Here is a 22,986-nt window from a genome sequence, read left to right on the forward strand (position 1 = left end):
AGGGCTTCGGAATGGGTCGAGCGCAGGAGCGGACCGGAATGGCGCGCGTAACGTCCGGTGGTGCCGTGAGCGGGCTTTGCCATCGCCGATCCCGATTCGGAACAATCCGGTCGTCGGACAGAAAAAACCCGCCGGGCTAGGGCGGGCTGATCAGTCTGCGGGGAATGCTGTCGGCGGGGGAGGGCGGCTCAGGCCGCCCGCCTGATCATCGGCTCAAGCGCTCTCGGCCATGTCGCCATCGGGTTCGCGCAGAACATAGCCACGGCCCCAGACGGTTTCGATGTAGTTTGCGCCGCCGGCGGCATTGGCCAGCTTCTTGCGCAGCTTGCAGATGAAGACGTCGATGATCTTCAGTTCGGGTTCGTCCATGCCGCCATAGAGGTGGTTCAGGAACATTTCCTTGGTCAGCGTCGTGCCCTTGCGCAGCGAGAGCAGCTCGAGCATCTGATATTCCTTGCCGGTCAGGTGCACACGCTGGCCGCCGACTTCCACGGTCTTTGCGTCCAGGTTGACCACCAGCTCGCCCGTGGCGATGACCGACTGGGCATGACCCTTCGAGCGGCGGACGATGGCGTGGATGCGGGCCACGAGCTCGTCCTTGTGGAAGGGCTTGGTCATGTAGTCATCCGCGCCGAAGCCCAGGCCGCGCACCTTGTCCTCGATGCCGGCCATGCCGGAGAGAATCAGGATCGGCGTCTTGACCTTGGACAGGCGCAGCGTGCGCAGCACCTCGTAGCCGGACATGTCGGGCAGATTCAGGTCGAGAAGGATGATGTCGTAATCGTAAAGCTTGCCGAGGTCGACGCCTTCTTCGCCCAGGTCGGTCGTATAAACGTTGAAGCTCTCGGACTTGAGCATCAGTTCGATGCTCTGTGCCGTCGCGCTATCGTCCTCGATGAGAAGAACCCGCATTATTGTCCCCTTTTCCGCCGCCGAAAGGTAGTGAGGCTTCCCGACGCGATACGGATCCAGTCGTTGCCTGATTTGGAGGTTGCCAGCAAATGGTTAACAAATTCTGATTCCTTCTGGCAAGGTGGGCAGAAAATGTGAACGCTTGGTGGCATCATCCTGTTTTCTTTGATTAATAAATAATAACGAAGCTTCTCACACGTGTGAGAAAACCGCGTTATCCGACTCTATCGACTCGACAAAAGTGCTCTTCGCGAAAAATCGTCGACGCCATTTACCGGGCCTTAAAACCTCGCCCCTAGGATTAACCATGCCCGTAAATGAAAGGTTACCGCCGGAGGCCAATCGTTAAAGATTTCTTCCGGTCACAACGGCAGACCATGACGGTCGTGTCGTGCGGGTGGGGTAGTAACCGCGGTCTCGCATCATGGGAGTATTGCGTATGAAGTCACGCGAGAGCCTTGTCCGGCTGAAGGAATTTCAGGTCAAGGAGAAGCAGAGGCAGTTGAGCCAGCTACAAATGATGATGGCTGAGTTCGACCGCATGTCAAAGGAGCTGGAACAGCAGATCGCCTTTGAAGAAAAGAAGTCCGGGATCAGTGATCCCGCACATTTCGCTTACCCGACCTTTGCCAAGGCTGCGCGCCAGCGGGCCGAAAATCTTCATGTCTCCATTCGGGAGCTGAAGGTTCAGCAGGATGCGGCGGAGCTTGCACTCGAGGAGGTCAAGGCCGAGTTTGCCAGGGCATCCGCATTGGAGGAGAGAGACGGTTCCGCGCGTGCCCGCGCCTGACCTTCCGATTCGTCCGCAACGCGCGTTGAAATCGATTCGCGCTGCGCAAATTCTGCGCCGGCTCGCATTGTGATGCCGCGTCGCTTCGCGCCCGTCCCGGTCGCGGAGGTCTTGGTCATGGCTTGAAAGTTTCTGCCGGCTGGTGCCTTTGCGCCGGCCGGCTTTTGCGCGCCCGCGCATCGGTCGCGTTCCAGATCGCACCGAGGCGCTGGCCGGAGACCGGCAGCCCCGCGCCGGAAACCGCGGCGCCTCTGGCGCAGAAGGGGAGGGCAGGGTGAGGATCGAGCCCGATCCAGATGATCGCGCTCTGAAGCATAATCCGATCGGATTCATTCAGATCGGAAAGCGTTCTAAATCATCGGAGGGGACATCATCTGTCGTCCGATGCTCTGGTTTTTGTTCTGGCATTGGATGTTTGCGAAAACCGGTTCCCGCTTCTCGGTCCGATGCTTGAAAGCGCGTCGCTTCCCGCGCCGTCAGTCCTTGTTTTGCCGCATGACGTGACCGCGGGATCTGTGACCCGTTTTGCGCGAGCTGCTCTCGGCAGGCGCGCGCGCCAATGCTGAGGCCGACGGGCGGTCCTCTATCCGGCAGTCTTGTGTCTCCATCGATAGGGGTAGCGTTGCGCAGGCTCGTCGTTCTTCCGCAAGGCATGGCGGAGCGCGCCGCCCTCATGTGGGCGGCTGGGCAATGCCTAGACAAGGATAGACCAGGTCAGGCTGTGGGATGTGCCAGACACAGAACTTCGATCACCGGCACCTTCAGATGCCGGCGTCATCCATGCCGGGCATGCCGTATGTCAGTGACGATATTGCTGAATGCGCGTGGTACGCAGCCCTGCAAGGCCGTGATCATTGATCGAGGACTGCCAGGAGAGGAACTCCTCAACCGTCAGCGTATAGCGTTCGCACGCTTCTTCGAGGCTCAAAAGCCCGCCGCGCACGGCAGCGACCACCTCGGCTTTGCGACGGATGACCCATCGGCGCGTATTGGCCGGCGGCAAGTCAGCGATCGTCAAAGGGCTGCCATCGGGGCCGATGACATATTTAACGCGAGGACGCATTAATTCGGTCATTGTACTCTCTACACACATCAAGACCAATATGAGGTCACGCTAGCGCCGCAGATTTAAGATTTGCCTAAACTCATCACGTCCAATTTATTCAGATGTCACCCATCTCAGGGAATGTCATATCGATGTCATCCCGTCAGGCGTGCATAATTCGAACTCTTGATTTATATTCTTTCCTTGCCCTTTAAACTATGGTATCTACCATTTGGGGAATTTGCGGTTAAAAATCTATTATTTTCAATTTGAGGTTACGGTTTTTGCTGAATCTTGTGGCTGGTTCGAGCCTGCTCATGCAGGATTCGTAAACGACTGAGCGGGGTCCGGCATTTTCCCGTGCATGATCCATCGGAGCAGTTTCGAGTCTGCCAGTCTCATGAAGGCGTCCGGGTTTGGGGGCCGTTTTTTGACAATGCCTTGCGCCTTCGGGTGGTGAGCGCCTTATCAAATGCTGGTGCGTCAAGCGTCCGCGGCTCTTCCAGCATGCGTGATGAATGGCTTCCGGCCTGGAAGCGTGGAGTTGATGAAGTCCGGTGCCAAATGGATAAGACAGAGGAAGAGGCGCAGCGGGAGGCGATGTTTGTCGAGCTGCTAGCGGCTGCCAGGGATCCGGCGGTCACGACCGAATATGACGTGCTGCGCCTGATGCGCCGCGTGATGACGGAGTTCGGCTTCAGCCATTTCATGATCGCGCGGCTCCCCTTTGGCGAGGAGCAGCGCTTTTCCGAGCGTCTGCTCTTGTCCAACTGGCCGTCCGAGCTTGTCCAGCGCTATGATAAGGCCGGCGTTTTCGCCACCAGCAAGCTGGTGGAGCGGCTGCGCCAAAGCAAGCTGCCGACGTTCGGCGCATCGGATGCGCTCTTGAATCTCGCTGTCGCCGACGCTGTCGAAGACGGGGAGGGGACAAACCTGTCCGCGCTGACCTACGGCGTCCTTTTCAGCACGATCGACGGCGAGCTCTTTTTGATCACCCTCTCGGGAGACCGGCCGGAGCCGGTCGAGGGCGACGCGGCCTGGCTGCACTTCATCCTGCTGCATCTGTTCGATCGGCTCTGCCGGTCGATGGAGAATGGTCTCTCACCCCGGGAAAAGCTCTCGACCCGGGAGATCGAGTGTCTGCGCTGGGCCGCCGCCGGCAAGAGCAGCGACGAGATCGCGGTCATTCTCGGCATTTCAGCCTATACCGTCAGCAGCTATTTCAAGACGGCCACCCGCAAGCTCGATTCCGTCAACCGCATGCAGGCGATTGCCCGGGCCATGCGGCTCAAGCTGATCTAAGCCGCTTTTTCGTGGGCACCCGTGCTGCCGCTGTCTTCTTGTTTGCATCGGGATCGACGTCTATATGTAGGCGGGGCGGCCTGCCGGTCAGGCAGCCTGCGGCAGACGATGGAGAACGCCTCCCGCGCGATGGCGGCGGATGGCGTTTAGCTCTTCATCCTGCCCGTTGTTTTGCATGGGAACGGCAGGCCATGGCCGCGCCCGACGTGCCGAAGGGCAGGACACCTGTTCACATCGGCCTGAGATCTTGATGGCCTTTGTCACGAGGCCCTGCCTGCAGAAGCGGAAGATTTTCTGGTGAATAGTTTGGATTTTGATCGCAGGCCCGAGGATACCCGGGTGGTGGTGGCCATGTCGGGCGGGGTGGACAGCTCCGTCGTCGCAGGCCTGCTCGCGCGCGAAGGCTATGACGTCGTCGGCATCACGCTGCAGCTCTACGACCACGGGGCAGCCGTCCACCGGGCCGGCTCCTGCTGCGCCGGGCAGGATATCGACGATGCCCGCCGTGTCTGCGAAACGCTGGGCATTCCCCATTACGTGCTGGATTACGAACAGCGCTTCCGCGAAACCGTGATCAATCCTTTCGCCGAAAGCTATGTGGCCGGTGAAACGCCGATTCCCTGTGTTGCCTGCAACCAGACGGTTAAGTTCGCCGATCTCCTGGCGACCGCCCGTGACCTTGGCGCCGATGCGCTGGCCACGGGGCACTATATCCGCTCCAGGCCTCATCCGCAGCCGGGCGCGCCTGGGCGGCGCGCGCTTTATCGTCCGGCCGATTCCGACCGCGACCAGAGCTATTTCCTGTTTGCCACCACGCAGGAGCAGATCGACTATCTGCGCTTTCCCCTCGGGCATCTGACCAAGGCGGAAACCCGTCAGCTGGCAGAGGAGATGGGCCTGGTGGTTGCCAAGAAGGCGGACAGCCAGGACATCTGTTTCGTGCCCCAGGGCAAATACAGCGATATCGTCTCGAAGCTGAAGCCGAATGCGGCGCTGGCCGGCGAGGTCGTGCATCTCGACGGGCGCGTGCTCGGCCGCCACGAAGGCATTCTGCATTACACCATCGGCCAGCGCCGCGGAATCGGGGTGGCGACCGGCGAGCCGCTCTATGTCGTTCATCTCGATGCCCGGTCGCGCCGCGTCATCGTCGGCCCCAAGGAAGCGCTCGCCACGCGCCGCCTGCACCTGCGCGATGTCAACTGGCTGGGCGACGGTCCCCTTGCTGAGGTGGCGGCGCGTGGCTTCGCCTGTTTCGCCAAGGTTCGCTCCACGCGCGCGCCGGCCCCTGCGATGCTCTATGCCGACGAGACGGGCATTCGCGTGGAACTGGAGGATGGCGAGGCCGGCGTGGCACCCGGCCAGGCCTGCGCGCTCTATTCCGGCATCGGCGAGAATGCCCGTGTTTATGGCGGTGGCTTCATCCTGCGGTCCGAACGCGAGCCGGCGGCGGAAGCCGCGCTGCAGGATCTGCTGCAGCAGGCCGCCGTCGCCTGAGGTCTGTCACGCGGATGCGCGCCTCCATGGCGCAAGTCGTTGATGGGCCTGTGGAAAACATCGCCTGTCCGGCGAAAGACATCGGGCCGGAAATTTTTTGCTCCGGCCTTGCTTGACAGTCCGGGGAGGCGCGACTTATAAGCCGCCCCACTGACGGAGACGCGGTGGCCAACGGCCTTGCGAACGTCCGGCGGCGGAGTAGCTCAGGTGGTCAGAGCAGAGGAATCATAATCCTTGTGTCGGGGGTTCAAATCCCTCCTCCGCTACCATTTCATTGGATCGTCCAATTCTGGAAAATGGTTGCGCGCGCAGAAGGCTCCGCCCTTCCTGCGGAATGTCGCCTCTCAGGAAACTCCACGATGTCCGTGTCGCTTTCCGGCCTTGTGCGACCTGAGCGTGTTTTTGCCTTGGGCGTCGATCGAGACGGCGTGACGCTGATTCGCGTCCACGCCCAGCCTTCTTCCGACCGGCCCAGGTCGAAGCACATGAGATGCGGCGCGTCTTCATTTCTATACGCATAAAATTTGCGCACGCCGGGATTATGCCCTAGGCATTAGCACTTGCACTTGCTGCCTTTCCCATCATGTCATTTTAATGATCACAAAACTGTGATTGAAACGTTTAGCCGCGTTCGGGGCCTCCTTAGGTTTACCGGCTACCCTTGCGCGTATGAGTGATTTCTGTCTCAATGACTGCAGGAGGATTTCGGGAGAAGGCTTTCAATCGTCCGATCGGTAAAATTTGAGTGAAAGTCTCAACTGAAGGTTTGTTTGTTGAGGATAGGATGTGGAGGCATCAATCCTCATGGAGGAGCAGAAATGACCATGCAGAGCACCACGATCGAAAATGCGCATTGGAGCACGGTTCCCGGCGCACATATTCCGCGCCTGGAGACGGCAAAGGGCCAGAAGGGCACGCGTCTGGCGCCTTCGACCCGCGCCAAGTCGCTGGTCGGCGCCATGACTGTTTCCGCCGCCCTCTGGGTCGGCGTCGCCTATGCGGTCAAATCGATCCTCTAACCTTCCGTTCTCGATCCGGCCTCATGAAGACGGGACGCAGCTCCGCGAGGCGACCGCTCCTTTTCGCCTGGCAAAAATTGCGCGTCACGTCGTATCCCTCGTTATGATGATAGGCCTGCGCCTGCAACGGGTGGTCTTTGCCGCCATGCGCCGTCAGGCTTTTGCCATGGCTAACGGATGGGTAAGGCGTGAAGCCTCAGCCATTCGGCCTCCAGCATGGCAAGGATGAGGGCATCGACGCCGGCAGCGGCTTCATCCAGCGATTCAGCGTCTACCGACCCGTCATCCAGGATATTGTCATTCTGAGGCAAGGGTAGGAGGGCGCCAAGGCGTGGAAGCTCGGCGGTTGTGACCAGCGCGATGGACTGCGCCGAGGGATCGCTCGTATCGTTCTCTGCCGATGCGTATTGCGCGGTGTTCTCTTGCGCCATCAAGGCCATGGCGACGAACGCGTCCAGATGACGCTGATCGAGCGGGGCTGCTGATGGCGGGGATTGCGCAGAAGCCTGCTGTTGCGGCCAGGTGGCAAAGCCGTGATGGGCCTGCGCGGGCTCATAGAACAGCCTGAACTCTTCGGATCCGTCTTCCGCCTGACGCGGAACGTTCAGAACGAAAAGCGCGCCTTCATCATCCCTGATCCGGAATTGCCAACTGCGGCCATCGGCCGATGGCTGGGCGTCGCGCGCGGCAAAAACAATCTCCTGCATCCTGTCTGCCCTTTCGTCATCACGTTTCCGCTCTGCGTCTCAACTGCCAGGGTCTTGTGAAGTTTATTTTGCAAGAGTCGTGCCAGATAGAACGCCGGCGAAGGAGCGCGATGTCGACGCGCGAAACGAAGGATATCGGGCCCAGCAATGGCTTGGCCTGCGGACAACCCGCGCTTGCCTCCTTCAAACCATGGTCGAAGCTAAAGAAGCGCAGAAAGTCTGTTGATGCGGAGGCCTCTCGACGGAGGCTGACGCAGTGAGGGCGATCAGCCGAAGCGTTCCATGAGGAAGCCGTTCTGGGTGCCGCCGGGCAGAAGGCGCTCGGTCTTGGGAAGCTCAACGGCACTCATGGACAGGGTGCTGCCGGAATGCTGTGCCGTCAGGTGGGCTAGGCCGATAAAGGCGAGGGTGACGACGCAATAGCTGGCGATGAAGAACAGGCTGCGGATGGACATGGCTCAGTCTCCCGAAGTTTGCGGGAAAACGTGGATCTTAACCATTTGTTCCGCGGCTGTTCCGGCGCGATCGTCGGCCGGATGTCACGCCTTGCGCGCTGGCTTTACCACACCAGTCCGCGCGCGGCGACCGGCTCCACCCGGGTGACCACGCCATCGCGGTGAAACACCATCTCGTCGAAGAGATTGGAAATGACGCAGGTGTGGTTGGGAACGATCAGCAGCTTCTGCCCGATCCGGGGCCGCTCGGCGCCGCAGGCCGAGAGATCGATGACGCCGTGTTCCTCCGACAGGCCCGTGATCACCGCTTCGGGATAGCCGATGACCAGGCCATGATCGGCAAAGCCCAGCAGGTCCGAGGTCAGGGCCTTGGAGCCGGCATCGATCACCGCGCGGTCGGCCGTCGGGCGGGAGACGACAGTGGCGAGGATATGCATGGCGCAATCGCCCTGGCTGCAATGGCCGGCACGGATCAGCGAGCGGTCGTTATAGATATAGGTGCCGGCGCGATGCTCGGTGACGACAGGGGCGAGATGCGCCTCGAACAGCGAGGGCGAGCCGCCGCTGCTGACGACGGGGCAATCGATGCCGGCCTGTGCCAGAAGCACGAGCGCCCGGGTGAAAAAGGCTTGCACCGCCTCGTGGCCCGCGGGGCGGGGATAGGTCATCAGCCCGGCAAAGCGCAGGGACGGCTGCGAGGCGATCAGCGCGGCGAGCTCGGCGGCGGCTTCGGGCGTCTGTACGCCGCAGCGCCCGGCGCCCGTGTCGCATTCCACCATCACCGCCAGCGGCCGCTCTGCCGTGAAGGCATCCGCCAGGCCCTTGACCGTCTCGGCGCTGTCGGCGGTGACCTTCAGCGCCGAAATCCGGTCGTTCAGGGCCTTCAGTCGCGCGATCTTCTCGTCGCCTATGATGTTGAAGGTGATGAGGATGTCGTCAAAGCCGGCCTCGGCGAAGACCTCGGCTTCCGTGATCTTCTGGCAATTGATGCCCCTGGCTCCGGCCTCGACCTGGGCACGCGCTAGAGCCGGGATCTTGTGGGTCTTGATATGCGGGCGGAAGGCGATGCCGTGTTCGTCGAAATAGCGCTGGGCCCGCTCGATGTTCGCCGCCAGCCGGGTCTCGTCGATGATCGGGCGCGGGGTGGAGAGTTCGGCAATGCGGTCGCCGGGGCGGGCGGAAACGCGGAAGGGGGAATGGTCCATGTCATCGGTCTCCGAGAGGCCCGCAGCCTTCACGGCGGCGCGCGGCATGAAAAAGCCGGCACCCTGTCCGGTGCCGGCCCGCAGGCTTACGTCATGGTCCTTTGCCTGTCAAAAGCGGCGGGCGCTGCTCAGCGTGCCACGCCGCCGGCCGCGATCGGCGCCTGGGACGGCGTGGTCACGCGGCGGGCCACGTCGGGATGCAGCGCCTCGCCCGTTTTCGACAGCTCATCGATGCCCGGCTCGTTGCGCTCGGATCGGAAGCCGGCCGAGCGGCGATAGGCGAGCTTGCGCATGCGCATCATGCTGCCAAGCGGCCGGTGCGCGGAAAGACCGTTGAACGGGCGGAAGCTCATACCGTCATCGATCGAAAGCGCCTTTTCCTCGCTCCAGGCCGTCTGCGGCTCGGCATGGATGCGGGCCACGGGAATAAAGGGGCTTTCCTCCTCGCTCCAGGCGGCGGAGGCATCCTCGATCGGCATGCGCTCGGCATCGGTGCACAGCTGCACACGGAGCTCCCATGTGCCGCCATTCATGCGGAAGAATTCCTCCACCGCATGGCGCAGCGCGTCCTTGTCGTCATCCAATTCCAGATGGGTGCCGGTCAGCGCCGTCAATTCCGGCGAGACGGGGACGATGGCGAGCTTGGCGACATAATCGCCATAGCGCATGGGCAGCTGGCCGAAGAAGCTCTCGCCGAGAATATGGGTTTCCGGCTGACCCCCCAGAGCTTTGAGTGCCGCGCTCTCGCCGCCGAGTTTCTCCACCAGCCCCTCGACGCCGCGCAGCACCTTGGAGAAGGTCTGCTTCAGCCCTTCCGCCCGGTCGGTGGTGGCGGCCAGCAGCTTGAGGTTCTTCAGAAAGGCCTTGGCGCTCGGCGCGTTGAACTGTTTGCCATTGGCCATGACGAAGTCCTGCGAGCGGCTGTCCTCTTCCGGGTTCAGCCGCTCGCCCTCGACATCGAGGATCTTCAACGCGAAGCCGCGCGGGGTCGAGACGCTGTCATGCAGGATGTCGCCCGGCGTGGTCGACAGCCTGACGATCGCCCGGTAGCGGCCCGGCCGGGCGAAGATGCCCTGGGCCAGCGGCGCCGGCAGATCGGGATAGACCTCCACTTCGGCCTCCAGCAGGCCATGGCTCTTGGCATGCACGGTGCGGATGGCGTGGCCGCCATCCTCATAGGTCTTGTAGGCGATCGACATCATTGTCTCGGCGAGGGCGCGCGCCGTCTCCGGCTCGTCCTTCTCGATCACCTCGAGATCGTCGCGGTAGCGCTGCAGGCGATCCGGCAGGGAAGGGGTCATGGTCATGTCTCCGGTTCAGGCAGCGCGGTCGGTTGGTGTCTTGTCGCCCGCCAGGATCTTGTCGATGGTGATCGGCAGGTGGCGGATGCGGATGCCCGTCGCGTGGAAAATCGCATTGGCCACCGCGGCCGCCACGCCGCAAATGCCGATTTCGCCCAGGCCCTTCACGCCGATCGGGCTGGCCTTGTTGTCGAATTCCTGGACGAAATGGACGTCGATATCATGGATGTCGGCATGGGCGGGAACGTGATATTCCGCCAGATTGTGGTTCATGATCCGGCCCGAACGGTGGTCGATCATGCTTTCCTCATGCAGGGACATGCCCAGGCCCATCACCACGCCGCCCAGGATCTGGCTGCGCGCGGTCTTGGGGTTGAGAATGCGGCCGGCCGCCACCGCGCTGACGACGCGGGTGACGCGGACAAGGCCGAGCTCCTCATCCACCCGCACCTCCACGAAACAGGCGGAATGGGTGTAGCTGGCGAATTTCTTCATCTGCTTGGCATCGGGGCCGACCTCGCCCTCTTCCTCGATCGCCGTCTCGCCGGCGCGCGCCATCAGCTCCGAAATGGCCACTGAGGCTTTGGGGTCCACATCCAGACGCAGATGGCCGCCGCGAATGACCACCTCCTCGACGGTCGCCTCCTTCAGCGGCGAAGCCTTGTCCTTCTGCGCGAGATCGAGCAGACGCTGGCGGATGGCGAGGCAGGCCGCATCGACCGCCGAGCCGGAGGAGGCCGCGGTCCAGGAACCGCCCTCGACGCTGGTCTCGGGAAGATCCGACTGGCCGATCTGCACGCTCACTTCTTCTACCAGCACGTCCAGCGCTTCGGCGGCGATCTGGGCGAGGATGGTGTAGGTGCCGGTGCCGATATCGCTGGCTGCGGCCTGAACGATCACCTGCCCATTGGCGCTGAGGCGAACCCGCGCCTTGGCCGATTGCAGCTGTGCTTCCCAGATGCCGGTCGCCATGCCCCAGCCGATCAGCTCATGCCCTTCGCGCATCGCCCGCGGAGCGGGCTTGCGCCGCTCCCAGCCAAAGCGGGCCGCACCTTCGCGGTAGCAGGCCCTTAGCGCCTTGCTGGTCAGCTGCTTGTTTTCGTTCTGGTCGAAATGGACGAAATTGCGCCGGCGCAGCTCCAGCGGATCAAGACCCGCGGCATAGGACAGCTCGTCCATGGCCGATTCGAGCGCGAACAGGCCCGAGGCCGCCCCCGGAGCGCGCATGTCACCCGGCGTAGCCGCGTCGAGCTTGGCCAGCCCGTAAGTTAGCTTGACGTTATCGCAGCGATAGGCAAGGCCCGACCAGTTGACCACCACCTCCTGATAATCCTCGTAGCGCGAGGTCGCCTGCACCGTATCGTGCATCACGGCGGTCAGCCGGCCCTCGGCATCGGCGGCCAGCGAGACGGTCTGGTGCATGGCCGGGCGGTAGCTCAGATAGAACATATCCCGGCGCGACATCTCGAAGCGGACCGAGCGCTTGAGGTCGAGGCTGGCCATGACGGCGAGGAACAGCTGGTGGCGCGGCCGCAGGCCGGAGCCGAAGGCGCCACCGACATAGGCATTGATGACGGTGACCTTATCCTGCTTCAGGCTGAAGACATTGCAGACGAATTTCTGCGCATTCTGCGACCCTTGAGTCTTGTCGTAGACCGTGAGGCTGCCATCCTCGCCATAGAGCACCGTGGTGGCGAAAAGCTCCATCGGATTATGATGTTCGTTCTCGATGAAGTAATCCGCCGAGATCGTGACATGTGCCTCGTCAAAGGCCTGTTCGGGCTTTCCGCGCGGCTCGGGCGGCGGGGAAATGCCATTGCGCTTTTTCGGCGGCTCGTAGCGTTCTGCGAGCTTGGCGGAGAGGTCGGTTTCCGGGACATCCCGTTCGTAGATGACCTTGATCAGCGCGGCGGCGTCGCGCGCATTCTCGAAACTGTCGGCCACCACGAAGGCGACCGGCTGGCCGTCGAACAGCACGCGGTCGTTCTGCAGCGGGCGATAGGTGTGGCCGGGCGGGGCGGTGTCGTCCTGCCAGGAGCGGTCGAGCCAGGCAGCATCAGGTCTGTTCTCGTGCGTGTAGATCGCAACGATGCCGGGGAAGGCCACCTTGGCGGCGCGACTGTCGATCTCGAGGATCCGGCCGCGGGCGATGGTGGCGGGCACCGCCGCACCGTGCAGCAGACCGGGTTCGGAATGTTCGGCGGCATAGGCGGCCCGGCCGGTGGCCTTCAACGGACCTTCGATGCGCGGGACGGCGCGGCCGACCTGGCGGCGTTCGTTCGTCAGCATAACTGGCTTCTCCCTTTGTCCGTCAGGCAATGGCTTTTTCGTGCTGCAGCTGCGGCGTGCCTGCCGCGGCCTGGCGCAGCGCCCGGCGGATCACCCGCTCGGCCAGCGTGATCTTGAAGTCATTGCCGCCTTGGCCCTTCGCGCCCGAAAGCAGCCGCGCGATGAAGGCATCCGTGGCGTCTGCCGAGGGGACGCGGCCAACGAGCAGGCTTTCCGCCTCCAGATCGCGCCAGGGCTTGTGGGCAACGCCGCCCAGCGCCACGCGGGCGCGGCGCACCACGCCGTCCTCGATCTTGAGATCGACGGCGGCGGAGACGAGGGCGAAAGCATAGGAGAGCCGGTCGCGCAGCTTCAGATAGGTGTGGTGACGCGGGGAGGCCTCGCCTTCCAGCCGGATACCGAGAACCATTTCGCCAGGGGATAGCGTGTTGTCGCGCTCGGGCGTTTCGCCGGGCAGGCGGTGGTAGTCGAGAATGGGAATGTCGCGCCGGCCGTTCGGCCCCTCCACCTCGACCACGGCATCGAGCGCGGCGAGTGCCACGCACATATCCGAAGGGTGCGTGGCGATGCAGCTGTCGCTGGCGCCGAGGATGGCGTGAATGCGCGTGACGCCGCCGATTGCATCGCAGCCGCTGCCGGGCTGGCGCTTGTTGCAGCGCGTGGCGGTGTCGTAGAAATAATAGCAGCGCGTGCGCTGGTTCAGATTGCCGCCGGCGGTGGCGGCATTGCGCAGCTGCGGCGAGGCGCCGGCCAGCAGCGCGCTCGCCAGCAGGGGGAAGCGCCGGTTGATCCCGGGATGGTAGGCGAGATCGCTATTAGTGACGAGCGCGCCGATCCGCGTGCCGTTCTCGCTTTCCTCGATCCGCTTGAGGTCGAGGCCATTGATGTCGACAAGCAGGCCGGGGGCCTCGACATCATATTTCATCAGGTCGACCAGATTGGTGCCGCCGGCGATCAGCCGTGCCTTGGGATGGGCGGCAAGGGCCGAAACGGCTTCGGCGACAGAGCCGGCTTTGAGATAATCGAAGCGCTTCATTCCGCGGCCGCCTTCTGCTGCTGGTTCAAGACATCCTCCACCGCATCGGCGATGTTGGTATAGGCGCCGCAGCGACAGAGGTTTCCGCTCATCAGCTCACGGATCTCGGCGCGGCTCTCGGCATGGCCTTCCGCCACCAGCCCCACGGCCGAACAGATCTGGCCCGGCGTGCAATAGCCGCATTGCAGCGCATCATGTTCGACAAAGGCGCGCTGCATCGGATGCATGCGCTCCGGCGTGCCCAGCCCCTCGATCGTGGTGATCTCGGCACCGTTTCGCATCACCGCCAGAGACAGGCAGGAATTGATCCTGACGCCATCCACCAGAACCGTACAGGCGCCGCACTGGCCATGGTCGCAACCCTTTTTCGTGCCGGTGAGCTTCAGTTCCTCGCGCAGGAGGTCGAGCAAAGTGGTCCAGGGGGCGACGTCGAGGTCGTGGCGTTTGCCATTGATGTGCAGGGTCACCGGCACAGTTTGAAGCGATGGGGGCGCGCTGGGCATGGCTGATCCTTGTCGTGAGATGGCTTGAGGCTGGCGCAGGTCTCGCGGAAGGCCATTCTCAAGGCAGGCCTTCGGTGCATGCGGCCGCAATTCCCGAGAACGGCCTTTGTTCCCTTCCGTACGGCCGGCTTTTGTCCTCCCGCCCACGGGCGCGGCCGGAACTTCGCCCGTCGGCACCGGTTCGAGCCACGATAGGCGCGGGCGACAGCCCCAGTGCCGCAGCCTGCCGGCCACCGCTGGCCGCTGGCGCTATCTGACTGAAAAGAAGGAATTTTCTCATGGACGAGACCCATCTGCGCGAGAAGGGCGCAAGCGGCCCGAGGCCACATGACGCCGGCGTCAAGGGTCTGGCGCTGGTCACCGGCGCCTCCACCGGCATCGGCTACGAACTGGCCAAATGCGCCGCCGAGGCCGGATATGATCTGATCATCGTCGCCGATGAACCCGCCATTCGCCCTGCGGCGGAGCGGCTGCGCGCCTATGGCCATCAGGTGGAGCCGATCGAAACCGATCTGGCCTCACAGGAGGGCGTTCAGGGCCTGCTGGAAGCAATTGCCGCCCATAACCGGCCGGTGGAGCTGCTGATGGCCAATGCCGGACGCGGGCTCGGCCATGCCTTTGTCGATCAGGATCTCGAGGCCGTGCGCCGAGTGGTGGAAACCAATGTGATGGGCACGCTCGCCCTCGTTCACCCCATCGCCGGGGCCATGCAGGCCCGCGGCCGGGGGCGCATCCTCTTCACCGGCTCGATCGCCGGCTTCATGCCCGGCAGCTTCCAGGCGGTCTACAATGCCTCGAAAGCCTTCATCAACAGCTTCTCCTTCGCGCTGCGCGACGAGTTGAAGGACACGGGCGTGACGGTGAGCTGCCTGATGCCCGGCCCGACCGACACCGCCTTCTTCGAGCGGGCGGACCTGGAAGACACGGCCATCGGCCAAGGCAAGAAGGACGATCCGGCCATGGTCGCCCGCGTCGGTTTCGATGCGATGATGGCCGGCGAAGGCGATGTGGTCAGCGGCTGGAAGAACAAGCTGCAATCGGCAATCGCCAATGTGACGCCATCGGGTCTCCTGGCCAGCCAGCACCGCAAAATGGCAGAACCCGGCTCCGCCAGCTGATAATTGCGCGCTAAAATAGAAAAATCTGGAATTTCCGAAAGCATCCTTCTTTCGGAACAAAGACTCCGGCGGGTCATTAGCCCTGTGTTCCATGTGTTGAACCAAGAGATAACCAAGAGGAAACTCATCATGGCAAATGGGAACTACACGCGTAACAACGACCGTTTCAACGACGCCGACCGTAATCGTCTTTCCAGCCAGTATGGCCGCGAATCCTTCGGCCGCGACGATGATCGCCGACAGGGCGACTATTCGGCCTGGGGTGGTGCGGAGCGCGACCGCTCGGAAGACCGTTACCAGTCCGACCGCTATCAGGGCGGCGACCGTTCGACCTGGCGCAGCGATGACATGGGCTATGGCGATGATGGCAGCTTTACCGGCTACCGCCGCGACAACCGCCTCTCCGACGACAACAGTGGCTATGGTCGCCAGGGCGCGCCCTCGCGCTCTTCCTATGGCGCAAGCTATGGCAGCGGCGGCAATTACGGCGCAGATTCCGGGCGCGGCGATTACGGGCGAAGCTCTGGCCGCGACGACCGCTGGAGCGCCGGCGGCTATGGCGGAAATTACGGCGAGGACCGCTCGTCCTGGCGCGGCAATGATGACAGCCGCAGCCGCGGCGAAAAGCGGGGCTTCATGGACCGCGCGACGGACGAGGTTGCATCCTGGTTCGGCAATGAGGAGGCCGAGCACCGCCGCATGATGGACCAGCATCGCGGCAAGGGGCCCAAGGGCTACACCCGATCCGACGATCGCATCCGCGATGATCTGAACGACCGTCTGGCAGATGATGGCCGGCTTGATGCCTCCGATATCGAGGTCACAGTTTCCTCCGGCGAAGTCACGCTGAGCGGCACGGTCACCTCGCGTCAGGACAAGCGCTATGCGGAGGATCTCGCCGAAGCCATTTCCGGCGTGAAGCATGTGCAGAACAATCTGCGCGTCAAGTCCTCGGTCGATCTTTCGTCGGACAGCAGCCGCTCCTCCACCACCAATGTCGCCGGCAGCACCACGGGGACGACGGGGGGGACCACGGGCGCCAGCGCGCGGCTGAACAGCTAAGCCGGGCTCTAAGCAGTTATTGATGCCGCACTGGATCAGATCTATGAGACCCCCCGGGCGTGAACCCGGGGGTTTTTCGTGTTCAGCCGCGCCCGTAGATCCGGTCGAGAACCTCCGTCACCGCAACCAGATGCTCGACCGCAGGGTCGAAGCTCTTGCGTGTCGCCAGCTGCTCGGCCCAGCGTGCGGCCATGCGGCCGCCCCAGGCATCCGGCGGATCAATCAGCCGTTCACTGCGCGTGCCATGAAAGGCGTCGGCGGTGAAATCGTAGAAGGAGCCGGCGACATTGCGCAAAGCCGCACCGCCTCCCGTGCCGTAGAAGGTTGCGTTGATTACCGCGTCCTGTCCCGCCTGCAGCTTCCAGGAGCAGGAAAGGCGGATGACGGGACCGTTCTTCACCCGGATGGTCGCCAGCGCGAAATCCTCCACCTGGTCGCTTGCCGCGGCAATGGGGGCGCCACCGGCGAAGAGCTGGCCCTCGACGCCCTCGATCTCGGGAAAATCCAGCGCCCAGAGCGCCATGTCCACCAGATGCACGCCGAGATCCATGACGCAGCCGCCGCCGGACAGCGTCTTCTCGTAGAACCAGGGCTTGTCCGGTCCATAGGCATTGTGAAATGTAAGGTCGACCGAGAAGATCCGGCCGAGCCCGCCCTCGCGCACCAGGGCGCGGATCGCCTTGACCGCCTCCACCTCGCGATAGGAAAGATCGACGCCGATCAGACGGTCGGCAGCACGGGCGGCGTCGATTACCGCCTCCACCTCCGCCTTCGACCGGCCGAGCGGTTTCTGGCAGAAGACCGCGATACCGCGTTCGAGCGCGGCAATGCTCTGGGCGGCATGCAGCGCGCTGGGACTGGCGATGACGAGCCCATCGAGATCGTGCGCCAGCAGATCTTCCAGCGAGGCCACACGGTGTGCGTCCGGCGCCGAGGCCAGTGCCTCCTCGATCATGGCCGGGGAGGGATCGCAGATCGCGGCGATTTCGGCTGCGCCCGTCGCGGCAATCGCCTCCATGCGGTTGCGGCCGATCCAGCCGACGCCGAGAAAGCCCAGGCGCGGGCGGCGCGGCGCGGGAGCGGCCTTGCTCAGTGCGGCGGCCGAGGAGGTGGCGGCGAAGGAGAGGCTCATCGGACATCCTCCATCATGACCAGCGCCTTCATGAAACCGTCCGGCCGGTCGCGCGTGGCGTTCAGCGCCTCGTCGAGCTTGTGCAGCGGAAAGCGGTGGGTGTAGAGCGCGTCGGGCTTCAGCCGGCCATCGACCACGGCGTCGACGGCCGCCTTCATGCCGGCAAGATAGACTTGGGGATCGCGCTCATGGGCGTTGATCACGTCGAGCCCGCGCCAGTTCCACAGCTGCATGTTCACTTGCCGGGCGCCGTCCTGATGATAGCCTGCGATCACCAGCCGGCCACGCTCGCGGGTGAGTTCGGCGGCGAGATCGAGCGGCCACTGGCTGCCGACGGCCTCGATCACGACATCGCAGAGCCTGTCCTCGGTCAGGCGCTTCACCTCCTCGATGATCTGCCAGTGGTCGATCATGGCAATGGTTTCGGCCGCGCCGGCCTGGCGGGCGAGATCCAGCGCAAAAGCGCGCCGGCCGATGGCGATCACCCGCGCGCCGGCGGCCGTCGCCAGCAGCGTCAGCAGCGCGCCGAGAAAGCCGATGCCGACGATCGCCACCGTGTCGCCTGCCTTGATGCCGCTGCGGGCGAAGATGTTCATGGCGCAGCCGAGCGGCTCGGCCGGGAAGGGGCGCCCCTCAAGCGCCTTCGGCAGCACGACGACGGCGTCGGCCTCGGCAATGTCATGGGTGGCATAGGCGTGATAACTCAGCGCGCCCACGCGGTCGCCGACATGGATGTTCTCGACGCCGGGCCCGATGGCCTCCACCACGCCCCAGCCCTCATGGCCGAGACCGCCGGGCTCAGTCGGGAAGGTCATCCAGTCAGGACCGGACCAGGGTGTGAGGTTGGAGGCGCACACGCCGCAGCCTTCCAGGCGAAGGCGCAGCTGGCCGGGCCCCGGCTCCGCCACCAGCGCATCGCGGATGTCGATCTGGCCTGGGCCGGTGACGATGGCGGCCCGCATCCTGTGCCCCTGCGTGGTCTGCTCCTTGAAGCTGGCGATGGTCATGGGCGGCGTCTCCTTGGCTTTTTTGTCTCAACTCGGCGCTGCCGGCCTAGGACGGGCCCAACAGCCCGGGCCCGTCAGCCCGGATGCCGCCTAACCGGCCCCGGCAGGAGAAGTTGCAGAAGAAGAACAAGAAGATGAAGTTTTTCCCTCAGCGAATTCCGGAAATATCTAAAATTACATCTGCTGTTCCATTTTATGAAAATGAAATTACAAAGAGTAGTTGATGATGAGGATGAAAAAGATGTTCTTGAAGAAGGAACTTCTGTGTGATCGCCTTGTTGGGTCGCTCGTTGTTATACTTATTGAGCACCGGGTGATCCATGTCAAAGATTCTTGTTACGGGAGGCTGCGGCTTCATTGGCCGCCATGTCACGGAGGAGCTGCTCGACCAGGGCTATGAGGTTCGCATTCTCGATGCGATGATCGATCAGGTGCATGGAGACGCTGAGGCGGAGACGCCCGCCGCCGCCGAGATCATCCAGGCGGATGTGCGCGACAAGGCCGCCGTTTCCGCCGCGCTGGAGGGCGTGGAGAGCGTGGTGCATCTGGCGGCCGAGGTCGGTGTCGGCCAGTCCATGTATGAGATCGCCCGCTATGTCGGCGGTAATGATCTGGGCACGGCCGTGCTCCTGGAAGCGATGATCGATCGGCCGATCCGCCGCATCGTCGTCGCCTCCTCCATGAGCGTCTATGGCGAGGGGCTCTATACCGGCCCCGATGGCGCCCGTTTCGGGGCGGTGCGCCGGCGCGCCAGCGAGATCAAGGCCGGACGGTGGAATCCGCAAGGACCCGATGGCGAAGTGCTGACGCCGGTTGCGACCGACGAGGAGAAGCCCGTCGATCTCGCATCCATCTATGCGCTGACCAAATATGCCCAGGAAAAACAGGTGCTGATCTTCGGCGAGGCCTATGGCGTCGAAGCGGTCGCGCTCCGGCTGTTCAACGTCTTCGGCGCCGGTCAGGCGCTCTCCAATCCCTATACCGGCGTACTGGCCAATTTCGCCTCCCGGCTCGCCAATGGCCAGCCGCCGACGATCTTCGAGGATGGCGCGCAGCGGCGCGATTTCGTCCATGTCCGTGATGTCGCGCGCGCCTTCCGCCTAGCGCTGGAGCAGCCGCATGCCGGCGGCCACGTCATCAATATCGGCAGCGGCCAGGCCTATACGATCGCCGAGGTCGCGCGCCTGCTGGCCGATGCCATGGGCGTGCCGGAAATCGGCCCCGAAATCCTCGGCAAGGCGCGCTCCGGCGATATCCGCAATTGCTTTGCCGATATCGGCAAGGCGCATGATCTCCTCGGCTTCGAGCCGCAGCATCGGCTGGAAAACAGCCTCGGCCCCTTCGCCGAATGGGTGCGGGCGACAGGCGCCATCGATCGCGGCGCGGAGATGCGTCGGCAGCTGGAAGAGCGGGGGCTGGTCTCGTGAGCGATAGAGCCTCTTCCCCTGTTGGCCGGCCCTACGGCTTCGTCGAATGGTTCCGCCCCGGCGAATATGAGCGTGCCGAGGCGGTGCTGCCGCAGATCCGCGCCGCCGGCGCCAGCTTCCTGCGCACCCATCTCTCCTGGGCCGAATATCTGGCCGAGGGCGGAGAGGCCTGGTTCGACTGGCTGATCCCGCAGCTCGGCCGCGATTTCGATCTCTTGCCCTGCATCCATTACACGCCGCCGTCGCACTCGCGCAACGGCCGCTCCTCCGGCGCGCCGCATGTGCTGAAGGACTATGCCGATTTCGTCGACCATGTGCTGACGCGCTATGGCCAGCATTTCACCCATGTCGAGCTCTGGAACGAGCCCAACAACCTGCTCGACTGGGACTGGCGGGCCGACCAGGATTTCGCGCTGTTCTGCGAGATGATCGGCGGGGCGGCCTATTGGGCGGGAAAACGCGGCTGGAAGCCGGTGCTGGGTGGTCCGTGCCCCTTCGATCCCTACTGGCTGAACCTGATGGGCGAGCGCGGCGTGCTGCAGGTGGTCGATGCCGTCGGCTTCCACGGCTTTCCCGGCACCTGGGACAGCGAGGCCGGCACCTGGGGCGGGTGGGACCTGCATCTGGGCGAAATGCGCGCCATCCTCGACCGCTACAATCCCGGCTCGGAAATCTGGATCACCGAAACCGGCTATTCCACCTGGCGCAAGGACGAGGTGGAGCAGGCGCGCCGCTTCATGAAGGCGCTGAGCGTGCCGGCCGATCGCATGTACTGGTATTCCTGGAGCGACATCCCGGCCGATGTGCCGGTGCAGGAAGGGCTCTGGTTCGATCCGCGCCACTATCATCTCGGCGCCGTCGATGCGCAGGGCCAGCCGAAGCTTCTGGCGCGGCTCCTGACCGAAGGCGGCGTCGAGAAGCTCGGGGCCGTCACCCGTCTGGCCGCGCCGGCGCTGACAGGCCAGGCAAAGCCCGTCGTCATCATCGGCGGCTCCGGCTTCATCGGCTGCAACCTCGCCGAAAGCTTCCTTGCCGAGGGCGAGGATGTGGTGGTGGTCGACAATCTGAGCCGCGCCGGCGTCGATCAGAACCTGCACTGGCTGATGGAGCGGCATGGGGCCCGGGTTCATCCCGTGCTGGCCGATGTGCGCGATCTCCTGAGCCTGGAGCCGGCGGTCAAGGATGCCAAAGCGGTGTTCCACTTCGCCGCGCAGACGGCTGTGACCACCAGTCTCGTCTCGCCCATCGATGATTTCGAGGCCAATGCCCGCGGCACGGTCAATGTGCTGGAAGCCGTGCGCAAGGCCGGAGGGCAGGCGCCCGTGATCTTTGCCTCCACCAACAAGGTCTATGGCGGGCTGTCCGACATGGCCATGGTCGAGCATGACGACCGCTACATTCCCGGCCATGAGGAGGTGCGCGCCCATGGCATCGGCGAGAGCCGGCCGCTCGATTTCTGCACGCCCTATGGCTGCTCGAAAGGCGTGGCCGACCAGTATGTGCTCGACTATGCCAAGTCCTTCGGCCTGCGCACCGCCGTCCTGCGCATGAGCTGCATCTATGGGCCCCGGCAGTTCGGGACAGAGGATCAGGGCTGGGTGGCGCATTTCCTCATCAGCGCGCTGAAGGGCGCGCCGATCTCGGTCTATGGCGATGGCAAGCAGGTGCGCGACATCCTCCATGTCGATGATGCCGTGGCCGCCTATCGCGCGGTGCTCTCGGGCATCGATCGCGTGAGCGGCGAGGCCTTCAATCTCGGCGGCGGGCCGATCAATTCGGTCAGCATCCAGATGGTGCTGCGCGAGATCGAGCGGCTGGCCGGCCAGCCCCTGGCGCTCGACCATGGCGACTGGCGCGCCGGCGACCAGCTCTATTTCGTCGCCGATACGCGAAAGCTGACCGCGCGGCTCGGCTGGCAGGCGCAGGTGAAATGGCGCGATGGCGTGCGCGACCTGCATGACTGGCTGGTGGCCCATCGCCCCGGTCTTCAGGCCGACAGGCCGGCGCTGAAGGTGCGGGCATGAGCGGCGCGGCGCGGCAATCGGCACGCATCCTGATGACGCTCGATGCCGTCGGCGGTGTCTGGCGCTATGCCATGGATCTGGCCGGCGCCTTGAAGGGGCAGGGCACCGCCACCGTCTTCGTCGGCCTGGGGCCGGGCCCCGCCGCGGCCGAGCGCCGTCAAGCCCAGGCGCTGGGCGAACTGGTATGGCTCGACCAGCCGCTCGACTGGATGGTGGACAGCGCCGATGCGCTCTCACAGGTCGGTCCGACCCTGTCGCTGCTGGCCGAGGCCTATGACGTCGATCTCCTGCATCTGAACCTGCCGACCCAGGCCGTGGGGCTTGAGACCGGCCGCCCGGTTCTGGTCGTCTCGCATTCCTGCGTCACCACCTGGTTTGCCGCCGTGCGCGGCAGCGGCCTGCCGCCGGGCTGGGGCTGGCAGGCGGAGCGCAACCGCGAAGGGCTTCTGCGCGCCGATGCCGTGGCGGCGCCGAGCCATGCCCATGCGAAGGCGCTGGCGCGCGCTTATGGCGACGGGATCTGCGTGGATGTGGTGGAGAATGCCACGCTGTTGCAGGAAACGATGCTGCCCAAGGAGCCGAGGATCTTCGCTGCCGGCCGCTGGTGGGACGAAGGCAAGAACGGCGCGATGCTCGACCGGGCGGCCGCCCTTGCCGAATGGCCGGTGGAAATGGCCGGGCCGCTCGTGGGGCCCCACGGCCAGGCGCTGGCGCTCTCGCATGCAAGGGCGCTTGGCAGCCTGCCGCATGCCGCAGCCATGGCGCGCCTGACGTCGGCCGCCATCGTCGCCTCGCCCTCGCTTTACGAGCCCTTTGGCCTCGCCGCGCTGGAAGGCGCACGCGCCGGCGCGGCCCTGGTGCTGGCCGATATCCCGACCTATCGCGAATTGTGGGAGGGCGCCGCTTTGTTCGCCGCGCCGGATGATGCGACAGCCTTTGCCGACTGTCTGAACCGGCTGGCGGCGGATGCGGATCTGCGCAGGGCGCTGGGCGCTGCGGCTCAGGCCCGGGCCCGCCGGTTCACGCCGCAGGCGCAGGGGCAGGCGATGTCTGCCCTCTACGGCCGCCTGCTCGATGGCACCGAGGGCGATCGGCGCCGGCCTGCCGGCACGGCGAGCGCCGGCCTGTCATCCCACATCACCGCTGCGGAGTGAGCGA

The 22,986-nt window shown here is 64.1% G+C and carries 20 protein-coding genes and 1 tRNA gene; 10 read left to right on the forward strand and 11 right to left on the reverse strand.

Features of this window, described 5'->3' with window-relative positions:
* Positions 1–213: 213 nt before the first annotated feature.
* Complete coding sequence (gene ctrA / locus BJF92_RS18880) at positions 214–912, reverse strand: response regulator transcription factor CtrA (RefSeq protein ID WP_075636287.1); 699 nt, start codon at positions 910–912, stop codon at positions 214–216.
* 439 nt (positions 913–1,351) lie between these two features.
* On the opposite strand from ctrA, the gene BJF92_RS18885 reads away from it, so the two are divergent.
* Positions 1,352–1,702, forward strand: coding sequence for a flagellar export protein FliJ (locus tag BJF92_RS18885; protein ID WP_075636288.1), 351 nt, complete (start codon positions 1,352–1,354; stop codon positions 1,700–1,702).
* A 799-nt stretch (positions 1,703–2,501) separates the two neighbouring features.
* Here BJF92_RS18885 and sciP read toward each other — a convergent pair.
* The gene (gene sciP, locus BJF92_RS18895; RefSeq protein WP_075636290.1) at positions 2,502–2,777 is read right to left on the reverse strand and encodes a CtrA inhibitor SciP; all 276 of its coding nucleotides are present in this window, start codon (positions 2,775–2,777) and stop codon (positions 2,502–2,504) included.
* Between the two features lie 477 nt (positions 2,778–3,254).
* Here sciP and BJF92_RS18900 point away from each other — a divergent pair, with 477 nt between their 5' ends.
* From BJF92_RS18900 to BJF92_RS18915, 4 genes are all read left to right on the forward strand, one after another.
* Entirely contained in the window at positions 3,255–4,049 is a 795-nt protein-coding gene (locus BJF92_RS18900) for a helix-turn-helix transcriptional regulator (RefSeq protein WP_078058252.1), read from the forward strand.
* Positions 4,050–4,346: 297 nt separating this feature from the next.
* A complete protein-coding gene (gene mnmA, locus BJF92_RS18905) occupies positions 4,347–5,543 on the forward strand; it encodes a tRNA 2-thiouridine(34) synthase MnmA (RefSeq protein WP_075636292.1) in 1,197 nt (398 codons plus the stop codon).
* Between the two features lie 192 nt (positions 5,544–5,735).
* Positions 5,736–5,812, forward strand: a tRNA-Met gene (locus BJF92_RS18910).
* A gap of 549 nt (positions 5,813–6,361) precedes the next feature.
* Complete coding sequence (locus BJF92_RS18915; protein WP_075636293.1) at positions 6,362–6,562, forward strand: hypothetical protein; 201 nt, start codon at positions 6,362–6,364, stop codon at positions 6,560–6,562.
* A 170-nt stretch (positions 6,563–6,732) separates the two neighbouring features.
* On the opposite strand, the gene BJF92_RS18920 is transcribed toward BJF92_RS18915, so the two are convergent.
* From BJF92_RS18920 to BJF92_RS18950, 7 genes are all read right to left on the reverse strand, one after another.
* Entirely contained in the window at positions 6,733–7,269 is a 537-nt protein-coding gene (locus tag BJF92_RS18920; RefSeq protein ID WP_075636294.1) for a hypothetical protein, read from the reverse strand.
* Positions 7,270–7,535: 266 nt separating this feature from the next.
* Complete coding sequence (locus tag BJF92_RS18925) at positions 7,536–7,724, reverse strand: hypothetical protein (protein ID WP_075636295.1); 189 nt, start codon at positions 7,722–7,724, stop codon at positions 7,536–7,538.
* A gap of 104 nt (positions 7,725–7,828) precedes the next feature.
* Positions 7,829–8,929 (reverse strand): D-TA family PLP-dependent enzyme, encoded by a 1,101-nt coding sequence (locus tag BJF92_RS18930; protein WP_075636414.1) that lies wholly within the window; start codon positions 8,927–8,929, stop codon positions 7,829–7,831.
* Positions 8,930–9,057: 128 nt separating this feature from the next.
* Positions 9,058–10,230 (reverse strand): catalase family protein, encoded by a 1,173-nt coding sequence (locus BJF92_RS18935; protein WP_198931568.1) that lies wholly within the window; start codon positions 10,228–10,230, stop codon positions 9,058–9,060.
* Between the two features lie 15 nt (positions 10,231–10,245).
* Positions 10,246–12,519, reverse strand: coding sequence for a xanthine dehydrogenase family protein molybdopterin-binding subunit (locus tag BJF92_RS18940; protein WP_075636297.1), 2,274 nt, complete (start codon positions 12,517–12,519; stop codon positions 10,246–10,248).
* 22 nt (positions 12,520–12,541) lie between these two features.
* Positions 12,542–13,555, reverse strand: a complete 1,014-nt coding sequence (locus BJF92_RS18945; protein WP_075636298.1) for an FAD binding domain-containing protein — start codon at positions 13,553–13,555, stop codon at positions 12,542–12,544.
* Positions 13,552–14,058, reverse strand: a complete 507-nt coding sequence (locus BJF92_RS18950) for a (2Fe-2S)-binding protein (RefSeq protein ID WP_075636299.1) — start codon at positions 14,056–14,058, stop codon at positions 13,552–13,554. Before BJF92_RS18950 ends, BJF92_RS18945 begins: the two co-directional genes overlap by 4 nt.
* 278 nt (positions 14,059–14,336) lie before the next feature.
* On the opposite strand from BJF92_RS18950, the gene BJF92_RS18955 reads away from it, so the two are divergent.
* Together BJF92_RS18955 and BJF92_RS18960 are read left to right on the forward strand one after the other, a co-directional pair.
* Positions 14,337–15,176 carry an SDR family NAD(P)-dependent oxidoreductase gene (locus tag BJF92_RS18955; protein WP_075636300.1) on the forward strand — a complete coding sequence of 280 codons (840 nt, stop codon included), beginning with the start codon at positions 14,337–14,339 and terminating at the stop codon, positions 15,174–15,176.
* A 129-nt stretch (positions 15,177–15,305) separates the two neighbouring features.
* Positions 15,306–16,238, forward strand: coding sequence for an SWFGD domain-containing protein (locus tag BJF92_RS18960; protein WP_075636301.1), 933 nt, complete (start codon positions 15,306–15,308; stop codon positions 16,236–16,238).
* An 82-nt stretch (positions 16,239–16,320) separates the two neighbouring features.
* Here BJF92_RS18960 and BJF92_RS18965 read toward each other — a convergent pair whose 3' ends face one another.
* Together BJF92_RS18965 and BJF92_RS18970 are read right to left on the reverse strand one after the other, a co-directional pair.
* The gene (locus BJF92_RS18965; RefSeq protein ID WP_078058253.1) at positions 16,321–17,370 is read right to left on the reverse strand and encodes a Gfo/Idh/MocA family protein; all 1,050 of its coding nucleotides are present in this window, start codon (positions 17,368–17,370) and stop codon (positions 16,321–16,323) included.
* Positions 17,367–18,377 (reverse strand): MDR/zinc-dependent alcohol dehydrogenase-like family protein, encoded by a 1,011-nt coding sequence (locus BJF92_RS18970; RefSeq protein WP_075636302.1) that lies wholly within the window; start codon positions 18,375–18,377, stop codon positions 17,367–17,369. The genes BJF92_RS18965 and BJF92_RS18970 overlap by 4 nt, the downstream gene beginning before the upstream one ends.
* Positions 18,378–18,697: 320 nt before the next feature.
* On the opposite strand from BJF92_RS18970, the gene BJF92_RS18975 reads away from it, so the two are divergent.
* Genes BJF92_RS18975 through BJF92_RS18985 form a run of 3 tightly spaced genes read left to right on the forward strand, consistent with a single transcriptional unit; the run spans position 18,698 to position 22,982 of the window.
* Positions 18,698–19,804: an NAD-dependent epimerase/dehydratase family protein gene (locus tag BJF92_RS18975; protein ID WP_075636303.1), complete on the forward strand. Its 1,107-nt coding sequence runs from the start codon at positions 18,698–18,700 to the stop codon at positions 19,802–19,804.
* Positions 19,726–21,828, forward strand: coding sequence for an NAD-dependent epimerase/dehydratase family protein (locus tag BJF92_RS18980; protein WP_078058254.1), 2,103 nt, complete (start codon positions 19,726–19,728; stop codon positions 21,826–21,828). The genes BJF92_RS18975 and BJF92_RS18980 overlap by 79 nt, the downstream gene beginning before the upstream one ends.
* Positions 21,825–22,982 (forward strand): glycosyltransferase family 4 protein, encoded by a 1,158-nt coding sequence (locus BJF92_RS18985; RefSeq protein ID WP_075636305.1) that lies wholly within the window; start codon positions 21,825–21,827, stop codon positions 22,980–22,982. The genes BJF92_RS18980 and BJF92_RS18985 overlap by 4 nt, the downstream gene beginning before the upstream one ends.
* Positions 22,983–22,986 lie beyond the last annotated feature (4 nt).

The organism is Xaviernesmea rhizosphaerae, from assembly GCF_001938945.1.
In the GTDB taxonomy this organism is placed as follows: domain Bacteria; phylum Pseudomonadota; class Alphaproteobacteria; order Rhizobiales; family Rhizobiaceae; genus Xaviernesmea; species Xaviernesmea rhizosphaerae.